The sequence below is a fragment of the Variovorax monticola genome (assembly GCF_051216855.1).
Classification (GTDB): Bacteria; Pseudomonadota; Gammaproteobacteria; order Burkholderiales; family Burkholderiaceae_C; genus Variovorax.
This window is the reverse complement of the sequence record NZ_JBPJZP010000001.1, coordinates 336,037-344,529: the sequence shown is the minus strand read 5'-3', so window position 1 is coordinate 344,529 and position 8,493 is coordinate 336,037. Positions and strand designations below refer to the sequence as shown.

The 8,493-nt window shown below is 69.5% G+C and carries 10 protein-coding genes; 5 read left to right on the top strand and 5 right to left on the bottom strand.

What is annotated here, in order from left to right:
* Positions 1-136: 136 nt before the first annotated feature.
* From ACSFA5_RS01525 to ACSFA5_RS01515, 3 genes are read right to left on the bottom strand one after another with little or no spacing between them, the layout of a single operon-like run.
* The gene (locus ACSFA5_RS01525; RefSeq protein WP_435442238.1) at positions 137-1,084 is read right to left on the bottom strand and encodes a FecR family protein; all 948 of its coding nucleotides are present in this window, start codon (positions 1,082-1,084) and stop codon (positions 137-139) included.
* A gap of 31 nt (positions 1,085-1,115) precedes the next feature.
* Positions 1,116-1,676: an RNA polymerase sigma factor gene (locus ACSFA5_RS01520; RefSeq protein ID WP_435442237.1), complete on the bottom strand. Its 561-nt coding sequence runs from the start codon at positions 1,674-1,676 to the stop codon at positions 1,116-1,118.
* Positions 1,677-1,695: 19 nt separating this feature from the next.
* Positions 1,696-2,442, bottom strand: coding sequence for a secretin and TonB N-terminal domain-containing protein (locus ACSFA5_RS01515; RefSeq protein ID WP_435442236.1), 747 nt, complete (start codon positions 2,440-2,442; stop codon positions 1,696-1,698).
* A 210-nt stretch (positions 2,443-2,652) separates the two neighbouring features.
* Here ACSFA5_RS01515 and ACSFA5_RS01510 point away from each other — a divergent pair, with 210 nt between their 5' ends.
* Positions 2,653-3,030 (top strand): hypothetical protein, encoded by a 378-nt coding sequence (locus ACSFA5_RS01510; RefSeq protein ID WP_435442235.1) that lies wholly within the window; start codon positions 2,653-2,655, stop codon positions 3,028-3,030.
* 15 nt (positions 3,031-3,045) lie between these two features.
* Here ACSFA5_RS01510 and ACSFA5_RS01505 read toward each other — a convergent pair whose 3' ends face one another.
* Together ACSFA5_RS01505 and ACSFA5_RS01500 are read right to left on the bottom strand one after the other, a co-directional pair.
* A complete protein-coding gene (locus tag ACSFA5_RS01505) occupies positions 3,046-3,303 on the bottom strand; it encodes a hypothetical protein (protein ID WP_435442234.1) in 258 nt (85 codons plus the stop codon).
* A gap of 220 nt (positions 3,304-3,523) precedes the next feature.
* Complete coding sequence (locus ACSFA5_RS01500) at positions 3,524-4,219, bottom strand: response regulator transcription factor (protein WP_435442233.1); 696 nt, start codon at positions 4,217-4,219, stop codon at positions 3,524-3,526.
* Between the two features lie 131 nt (positions 4,220-4,350).
* On the opposite strand from ACSFA5_RS01500, the gene ACSFA5_RS01495 reads away from it, so the two are divergent.
* The 4 genes from ACSFA5_RS01495 (at position 4,351) to ACSFA5_RS01480 (ending at position 8,492) form a co-directional block, all read left to right on the top strand.
* On the top strand, positions 4,351-6,381 hold the full coding sequence (locus ACSFA5_RS01495) for a sensor histidine kinase (protein ID WP_435442232.1): 2,031 nt from the start codon (positions 4,351-4,353) through the stop codon (positions 6,379-6,381).
* Positions 6,382-6,548: 167 nt separating this feature from the next.
* The gene (locus ACSFA5_RS01490) at positions 6,549-7,574 is read left to right on the top strand and encodes a tyrosine-type recombinase/integrase (protein WP_435442231.1); all 1,026 of its coding nucleotides are present in this window, start codon (positions 6,549-6,551) and stop codon (positions 7,572-7,574) included.
* 127 nt (positions 7,575-7,701) lie between these two features.
* Positions 7,702-8,163, top strand: a complete 462-nt coding sequence (locus ACSFA5_RS01485; RefSeq protein WP_435442230.1) for a hypothetical protein — start codon at positions 7,702-7,704, stop codon at positions 8,161-8,163.
* On the top strand, positions 8,163-8,492 hold the full coding sequence (locus ACSFA5_RS01480; RefSeq protein ID WP_435442229.1) for a hypothetical protein: 330 nt from the start codon (positions 8,163-8,165) through the stop codon (positions 8,490-8,492). Before ACSFA5_RS01485 ends, ACSFA5_RS01480 begins: the two co-directional genes overlap by 1 nt.
* The last annotated feature ends 1 nt before the right edge of the window (position 8,493 follow it).

Below are 8,493 nucleotides of genomic sequence, written 5' to 3'. Positions count from 1 at the left end.
GTTTCATTGCTCGAATCGATGCCACGAAGCCCGCGCCCGGAAGGCGGGCGGCCCGTGGTCTACCGAGCTATGACAGCGAAGCGGCGGCGCGACTGCACCATGTCACGAAATCTTCACAGAGCGCCGCCCCGGGCGCTCACGCCTTGGCCAGGCCCAGCAGCACGATGCCGCCGGGCAGCTGCGTCAGCTGCGCGCCGTAGACGTCGCGCACCAGAAAGGCCACGTCGTCGAGCCGGTCGATCGAGAAGCTCGCCTGCACCTTGCTGCGGCCCAGCGCCTCGCTGGTGAGCACCAGCCGCCCGGGGCGGTAGCGGTTGACCTCGGCCACCACGTCGGCCAGCGGCACCTGGTTGAACACCAGCTGGCGGCGCCGCCAGGCGCTGACCGCGCCGGTGTCGACCGCCGCCACCGGGCCCAGCCCGGCCGCGTCGTAGCGCAGCTGCCGGCCCGCGTCGAGCCGGGCGCGCTGCGCGCCGCGCACCACGTCGACCTCGCCCGCCAGGCAGGTGACGCACACCTCGCCGTCGATGTTGCGGATGTTGAAGCGCGCGCGCACCGCCGACACCGTGCCCCCTTCGGCGGCCACGCGGACGCGCGTGACGCTCGATGCATCGGCAAGCACCTCGGCCTCGCCGGCCACCAGTTCGATGCCTTCGCGGCCCTCGTGCGGCATGTTGACGCGCGTGCGGGTGTTCAACTGCAGCACCACGCCGTCGCCGATGGCCACCTCGCGCTGCTCCCCGGTGGCGGTGCGGTAGTCGGCGCTCCACTCGGCCACCGAAGTCCACAGGCCGAGCGGCGGGGACACCACCAGGTAAGTGACCGACGCAGCCACCGCGCCGCCCAGCAGCGCGCGGCGCCCCGCCACGGGCATGCGCCGGCGCGCGGCGCGTTCCTCTTCCTGGCGCACGTGCAGGGCGGCCGGCGCCATCTGCTGCCACACCTCTCGCGCCTGGGTGAACACCTGCGCATGCGTGCGGCTTTGCGCGCACCAGCGCTTGAAGGCGCGCGCGTCGTCTTCCGTGGCCTGGTGCGAGCCGAGCCGCACCACCCAGGCTTGCGCTTCGCGTTGCAGGGTCTTCATCGCTTCGCCTTGTGCGGAGGGTTCGGTTTTTTCAACTGCCATCACGCTTGGACTGTTTTCCGGCGCCGGGACCGAAGCGCTGGACAAAATTTCTTCCCAGGCGCTCGCAGCAATGCTCCAGGCCGGCGCGCAATTCCTTCTCGACCGTGCGCACCGACACGCCGTAGCGCGTGGCGATGTCCTTGTGCGGCATTTCGTCCACACGGGCCGCATACACGATGGCGCGGCGGCGGCGCGGCAGTTCGGCCATCGCGCGCTCCAGGGCCTCGAGTTCGTTGCGGGCCTCGGCGCCGCGGGCCGGGTCGGCCAGCTCGTCGGCCATGTCGTAGAGCTCCTCGACCTCGCCGACGCTCAGCAGCCGGGCGTTGCTCTTTCGCTGGTCTTCCGCCACGTTGAGGGCAATGCGAAACAGGTAGGCCGAGGGAAAGCGCACAGCGTGGCGCACGGTGGTGTTCTCCACGCGCAGGTAGGCCTCCTGCAGCGCATCGTTGGCCAGGTCTTCCGAGCCGAGGCGGATCTGCAGGTGCTTCCTGAAATGGGCATAGCGCGCCAGGAACAGCGCGCGCAACGAGGCCCTGATGGAGTCCGGCATTCCGTGGCCCTCGATGCGGTCAGCGCGCGCGCAACGGCGCGCGCGACACGAAGGGGCGGCAGTCGCGCGCCGGGTCCGGGCGCGGGGTCAGCAGCAGCGTGACGGGCTGGGGCAGCGCGGCCGGCGGCGCGGTGTCCATCTCGAGCGAGCGCAGGCTGGACAGCACGGCGAGGTCGCGCTCGCGGCTGCCGCTGCCTTCGAGCAGGCGCGCATCTTCCACCGCCCCGGTCGCGTCGATCCACAGCTGCACCGCGAGGCGGTAGCGGCCGAAGGCGTCGGGCTGGGCGATGCAGAGCACGCGGGTGATCGAATGCTGCAGCACCTGCGCATAGCTGGACTGGGCGCGGGCGGTTTCCGCGACGGCGGCGCTCGCACGCTCGCGGCCTTCGAGCGGGGCGGACTGCGTTGCAGGCTCCGGCATCAGCGTGAAGGCGTCGGTCGCGCTGTAGCGCGCCACGAGCCCGGTGCCGTCGAGCATGCGCCGCAGGGCTTCACGTGGCGCGAACTCGCCATGCACGGCGGCGGCCTGCCGGTTCGCGGTGAGGCTGCTGGCCACCAGCACCGAATGGCCGGTGATGCGGCCGAACAGGGCCAGCGCCGTCTCGAGCGGCTGCGCCTGCAGGTCGAACTGCAGCACCTTGGCGTTGACGTCGTCCGACGCCGCCACGTTCTGCGCCACGGCAAGGCGCGCGCCCATCATGAGGGCGAGGACCAGAAGGCACCAGGGCAAGGTCGTGACGCCGCCGGGTGCGGAACTGCGTGTCATGGGGCGGAGATCGATGGCAAGAAGGCTGGCTGATGGAATGCGGCGTCCGCAGCCGTCTGCAAACTCGCCCTGCGGGTGCTTGCGCCGAAGGCTAACGGCGCGGGATGACCGACATGTGACGTTTTGTTCGCATGTGCCGCGGCCGTCGCCGCGCCGTCTTCTTGCCGACTTGGTGCGCGGCTAGCATGCGCCCCCATGGAGGAATGCGTCATGAGGGTTCGCTGCAGGGTGGTCGTCGCGTGGGTGTGTGCCTTGGTCGTTGGCGGCGGCGCGGCCGCAGCGCAGCCCGGGACGGCCGAGGCGGACGCCGAGGCGAGTTGCGCGGAGGTCACGGTGAACGGCGTGCGCGCACCCTCCTTCGAGTGCCTGACGCACAAGCTGCAACCCAGGCCGCAGTTGCCGCCGCAGGGACCCGGCGATGCGCAGCCGGGCTTGGCCTCCGAAGCGATCGTGCTGCGCCCTTCGAACCAGCTGGGCCTGTTCAACCGCGCGGCGACCAGCACGCGGATGGGGAACACCTTCGGAACTTCCGTGTATCCGCAGCGGCCGCCGCAGGTTCAGTTTGCATTGCCGCCGGGCACGCGCTGACGGCAGCGCTTGCGGCTAGCGCAGGGGCGGACGAAGGACGGACGATTCGAGCAGGCGCAGCCGGCAGGTGATCTGGTGGAGCTGTTGGGCCACAGTGAGCGTGTGGGGCGTGCCCGTGCCCGCGCGAGTCTCGGGCTCCTTGCGCCGGCGTGGCTTGAGCGTCGTCTTGCGGCGCACCAGGTGCATCAGCGAATGCACGGCGGCGGACGCATCGTCGGTGGCGTCGCGCAGGGCCGCGACGGCCAGTTCCAGGTCGACGTCCCGCTGTCTCATGGCCCGCTCCACGAGACCCGGCGTATCGGCGACACCGCCGCCAGCACCCTTGGAATGCATCACTTTTTCAGACCTCAAGGCGATTGCTCCTGACCGCGCGTTCGACCTGTTGTGCTGCCTCGCGCCTGGCCGACAGGTTAAGGCGAACGTCGCGCTCGAAACTGAGCGTTTCTGAGCGCGCTGACCCGAGGCACTTGCGCGCTGGCACCCGCGCGCTGCATCAGGGCCGGATCAGTGCCCTGGCGTGGAAGCAGTAGCCGGCATTGCGCGCGGTGTTCAGCGGCAGGGTCAGTCCGGTGGCCTCGCTGACCTTGCGCCGGAGCCGGCGGATCTGGGTGTCCAGGCGACGCTGGTCGTAGCTCAGGAAGTGTTCGCCGAGCGCCGTCACGATCTGTTGGCGGCTGGCGATGTCGCCGGCACCGCGCATCAGCTCGTGCAGCACCGTGAGGTCCTGTTGCGACAGTGCGATGGGTGCAAAGCCCGGCGCCGACAGTCGGCGCGCCCCCAGTTCGAGCACCCATGCGTCGTCGGCCGGCATCGTGGCGCTTTCGTCCCCCAGCCGGCGCGACAGCGCCGTCAGGGTGGCCGCGAGTTCGTCGAGGTCGGCGGTCTTGGGCAGGTAGTAGTCGGCGCCGATGTCCAGTCCCTCGACGCGGTCGCGGGACCCGCCCCGCGCGGTCAGCACGACGATGCCCAGGCGCTCGCCGCGTTCGCGCAGTTCGCGGATGAGCACCAGGCCGTCGCCGTCGGGCAGGCCCAGGTCCACCAGTGCGATGCCGTGGCGCCGCGGGTCGTAGCGGCGCCTGAAGCCTTCGAGCGAGCCCTCCGCATCGACGCGGTAACCGTTGCCGACGAGAAACTCGCTCAACTCTTCGCGAAGCACGGCCTCGTCTTCCAGCAGGATCACATCACGCATGCGAACAGGTTAGGGGCAGCGAGGAAGATGGACCTGAGCATTTCTGAGCGCGGGACAAGGTTGGCGCGTGCACGCCGCGAAGCGGGGGAAAGCCGCGGATTCTAGGGGGACGCCGGGGATAATCCGCGCCGATGAAATGGCTTGTCTTGTGTCTGTGCGTGTGTGGCTTCATGGCCGTGTCGGGCATCGTCTCGCCGAACGCGGCCCACGCCTCGCCGCTGCTGCTGGACCCGCGCGCGAGCGTCGACAGCCATGGCCATCTGTCGGTGCTGCGCGACGCCGCAGGCCGGCTCGGCGCCGACGCAGCGGCGGTCGCCACGGGCTGGCAAGCGCTGTCCGGCGCCGTGAACGCGGGCTACACCACCGACACCCTGTGGATCCGCCTCGATGTGCAGCGGCCCGCCGACGCGCCCGACCGGTGGCTGGTCCAGTTCGGCAATGCGCTGCTCGACGATGTGCGGCTGTACCGCCAGGACGCAGCCGGGCAATGGCGGCAGGCGCAGCACGCGGGCGAAGACACCGGACGCGGGCACTGGCCGGTGGATGCGCGCAACGTGCAGTTGCCGTTGCTGCTCGACAACCCGTCGCCGACGCCGCTGCTGCTGCGCCTGCAGACCAAGAACGCGATGTCGACCACCATCGGCTTCGCGACGCCCGAGACCTATGGCAGCGCGGCGCGGCGCGAGTACCTCTGCTATGGACTCGGCTTCGGGTTCGGCCTGCTGCTGATCGCCTTTCATTCGCTGTTCTGGCAAATGAGCCGCGAACGGCTGAGCGCGTGGTACCTGCTGTACGTGTCCAACGCGCTGCTGGTCGAACTGCTGACCTCGGGACTCGCGCAGCAACTGCTCGTGATGCCGGTATGGCTGTCCGACACGGTGCTGAGCCTGTCCATGTGCAGCGCCCTGGCGATCGGCATCCGTTTTGCCGTCATGCAGTTGAACGTGGACGGGCGGTGGCCGCACCCGACCCGCGCCGTGCTGCATGCGGTGACCCTGCTGTGCGCCGTGGCCGCCGCCTTGGTGCTGGCCGGGTACAACGGGCCGGCCATGTTCGCGATGCAGTCGGCGGCGATGCTGAGCATCGTGTGCCTGATCGGCGCGGCGCTGTGGCTGCTGCCGCGTGACGAGGGCCAGGCGCGCGCGTTCCTGCTGATCTTCGGCATCTACTACACGGGTGTGCTGGTGAGCTTCGTGCGCAACATGGGCTGGCTGCCCGCCAATGCCTGGACCCAGAACGCCGCGGCCCTGGGCACCCTGCTCCACATGCTGCTGATGAGCATGCGGCTGAGCCGGCGCTACGACCAGTTGCGCCGCGACAAAGAGGCCGCGCAAGCGCGCGTGGTGCAGGTCGTCGGCAGGCAGAACGACCTGCTCGAAGAAGAGGTGCGACGGCGCACGGCCGATCTTCGCAAGGAGATCGAGCAGCGCGAGCGGCTCGAGATTGACCTGCGCGCCGCGCTGGAGACCGAGCGCCGCGCGAAGCAGACGCAACTGGATTTCGTGGCGATGGTCTCGCACGAGTTCCGCACGCCGCTGGCGATCATCAGCACCACGGCGCAGCAGATCGCCAGGAATCTCGATGCGGCGCGCGAGAAGACCCTGGCACGCTGCATGAACCTGCGCGCGGCCGTGCAACGCATGGCCGCGCTCGTGGACGAGTACCTGACCGCCGACCGCATGGAAGCCGGCCATGCGCACTTCCAGCCGCGCCCCTGCGAGCGGGAAGAACTGATGGAACTGTTCGAGGACCTGGCGGCCGACTGGCCGGACGGGCGCATCGCATTGCAGGCCCGCGAACTCCCGCTCCACCTGGTGTGCGACCTGGGGCTGCTGCGCGTGGCGCTGCGCAACCTGCTGGCCAATGCGGACCGGCACACGCCGGCCGGTCGCGCGATCGAACTGGACATCGTGCGGGCCCCGCTCGACGTGTTGCGCATCGGCGTGAACAACCCCGGCGAAGCGATTCCGTCCGATGAAGTGGCGCGCGTGTTCGAAAAGTACTTTCGCGGGCGTCAGGCTGCGCAGGCGCCTGGCGCCGGACTTGGGTTGTATCTGGTGCATCGGATCGCGCGGATGCATGGGGGCCATGCGCACCTGGACAGTGCGGGGCACGACGGGTTCGTCCGCTTCAGCGTGGCGCTGCCGTTGGGCCCGGTCTGAGCCGAGGGGCCCAAGCCGCTGTCTTTCGAAACGGGCCGAACCGTCGACGACAGCTGAAGGCGTGGCAGAGCCAGGGCTTCTTAAATACACTAACGGGAAACGTTCTGTATCCTGAGTTGCACGAAACCCAGCTATCCAAAGCCAAAACGCAGGCCGTTAGTGTATTTATGGACACCCTTCCCCTCTTCGCCCCCCACTCCGACGAAACCCATCGCCTGGCCTTCGACCGCTGGCTGGCAGACCAGCGCGCGGCGGGTTCGCTGCGGCAGTCGGGATCGATCGCGGTCTATCGCGACATGTGGGGCAGTTTTGTCGCGTGGTGCCTGGGCCAGTCGCCGGTCGTCGACCTCGACACGCTGGACATGCGCGATCTCGAGGCGTTCCAGGCCGCGCGCTTCGGCATGAAGGCGGCCGACCAGTCGCTCTCGCCGCGACACGCGCTGCGCCTGCTGCGGCTCATCGACCGGGTGCTGCGCCACCACGCCGCTGAAACCGGCGCGCCGCCCAACACCGCGGCGTTCGACTGGCTCGCGGTGCATCCGGACATCCGCTACGCCGAAGCGGCGCAGTCCGACCCCTTGCCCGACTTTCTCTCGGTGCCCGAGGCGCGGCGGCTGATCACCTTTCTTTCCGAAGCGCGCCCGCGGCCCGGTCTTTCAGGACCGCGGCGTGACGCCCACCGCGCCTTCAGCTGGCAGCAGCTTCGCAACCGCACCGCGGTGGCATTGCAACTCGGTGGCGGGCTCGCTCCGGGGGACGTGCGCGCACTGACGCTGTCTGCGCCGGTGTCCGCCGGCGGGCGCGTGCACGGGCGACCCTGGAAAGTGGCTGTGCCGGGCAACGGCAACCTGCCGCCGCGCGAGACACCCATCGCGCCATGGGCCGGCGAGTTGCTGCAGCACTGGCTCGAAGTCCGCTCCGAGGCGCGCATCCTCGGCGACAACCTGCTCCCTTCGACGCTCAGCGGCAAGCCCTGGAGCAAGGAGGCGCACTACAAGGCGGCCAAGGCCGTGCTCGAAGAAGCGGGCGTGGAAGCGGCCGACGGCGGGTCGTTCCGGTTGCGGCACACCTTTGCGCTGCGCCAGCTGCGCCGCGGCACGCCGCTCGAGCAGGTGGCCCGATGGCTGGGCATCGACCCGGAAGCCATGGGCAAATACGCCCGCGTGGTGGTCGGCCCGGCGGATGTGATCTGACGGTGCCGCGCACACCGTGTTGCGGGCCGCGGCCACGGCCCTTTGGGGCTGCCTCCTACGCTCGCCGCGCCGTGGGTCGGTAGGGTGTCAGGCTTCGAAACCGCAAGCTTGCCCCTGGCACAGACCCATGAAATTTTCTGCCTCCCGCTCCCTCGTTTCCCGCACCCTGCTGATCGCCGGTGCACTCGCACTCGGTGCATGCGCCAGCAATGCACCCACGGCGAGCACCGCGTCGGGGATCGACAACCAGCCCGATCCGACCATCCTGCTGGTGCCCGTGCGCATCCAGGACCCGGCCCTGGCCTCGGGCTGCTGGGCGCAGTTCTACTCGGAACGCGATTTCCAGGGCGACTTCGTCACGCTGGTCGGCCCCGCGCAGGTGCAGAGCATGGACAAGGGCACCGCACGCCAGCTCAAGCGCGACATCGACAGCGTGAGCGTCGGCCCGCGCGCCACCCTCGAGGTATACGAGCACGCCATGTTCAAGGACCGCACGGTGAGCTTCGCGCCGAACAGCCGCGAAGGCGGCTTGGTGCGCAAGCTGGGCTTCGGCGGCCGCATCGAGGCCATGAAGCTTTCCTGCAGCTGATGCCGTTGAATGCCGGCGCTGGGCAAAGCTGGCACGAAGATCGCAATGCCTTCTTCATGCTTACATCCATCCAGAAAGCCATCATCCTGCGCAAGAACGGCTTCGCGGTGCCGGATGCGCCTGCCGAGCCGTCGCTGACACCGGCGCAGCCCTCGGAACCCGGGCCGGCCATGCAGGCTTGGCACCGGGCGATCGAGGCCCTGTTTGCCAGCTATGCCGCGGCCCGCGCCGCGAAGAGCCTGCGCGACGCGCAAGAGAAAAGCCAGTTGGAGTGGCTGCGCCAGATGGCCAACGGCGGCGCGCCAAGGCTTCGAACGCAGCGCATCTGAA

What these genes read in the sequence shown, in the direction of transcription:
- ACSFA5_RS01505 (WP_435442234.1), bottom strand. Translation starts at nt 3,303, where the DNA reads ATGAGACAGCGGGACGTCGACCTGGAACTGGCCGTCGCGGCCCTGCGC.
- ACSFA5_RS01490 (WP_435442231.1), top strand. Translation starts at nt 6,549, where the DNA reads ATGGACACCCTTCCCCTCTTCGCCCCCCACTCCGACGAAACCCATCGC.
- ACSFA5_RS01515 (WP_435442236.1), bottom strand. Translation starts at nt 2,442, where the DNA reads ATGACACGCAGTTCCGCACCCGGCGGCGTCACGACCTTGCCCTGGTGC.
- ACSFA5_RS01525 (WP_435442238.1), bottom strand. Translation starts at nt 1,084, where the DNA reads ATGAAGACCCTGCAACGCGAAGCGCAAGCCTGGGTGGTGCGGCTCGGC.
- ACSFA5_RS01495 (WP_435442232.1), top strand. Translation starts at nt 4,351, where the DNA reads ATGAAATGGCTTGTCTTGTGTCTGTGCGTGTGTGGCTTCATGGCCGTG.
- ACSFA5_RS01500 (WP_435442233.1), bottom strand. Translation starts at nt 4,219, where the DNA reads ATGCGTGATGTGATCCTGCTGGAAGACGAGGCCGTGCTTCGCGAAGAG.
- ACSFA5_RS01485 (WP_435442230.1), top strand. Translation starts at nt 7,702, where the DNA reads ATGAAATTTTCTGCCTCCCGCTCCCTCGTTTCCCGCACCCTGCTGATC.
- ACSFA5_RS01520 (WP_435442237.1), bottom strand. Translation starts at nt 1,676, where the DNA reads ATGCCGGACTCCATCAGGGCCTCGTTGCGCGCGCTGTTCCTGGCGCGC.
- ACSFA5_RS01510 (WP_435442235.1), top strand. Translation starts at nt 2,653, where the DNA reads ATGAGGGTTCGCTGCAGGGTGGTCGTCGCGTGGGTGTGTGCCTTGGTC.
- ACSFA5_RS01480 (WP_435442229.1), top strand. Translation starts at nt 8,163, where the DNA reads ATGCCGTTGAATGCCGGCGCTGGGCAAAGCTGGCACGAAGATCGCAAT.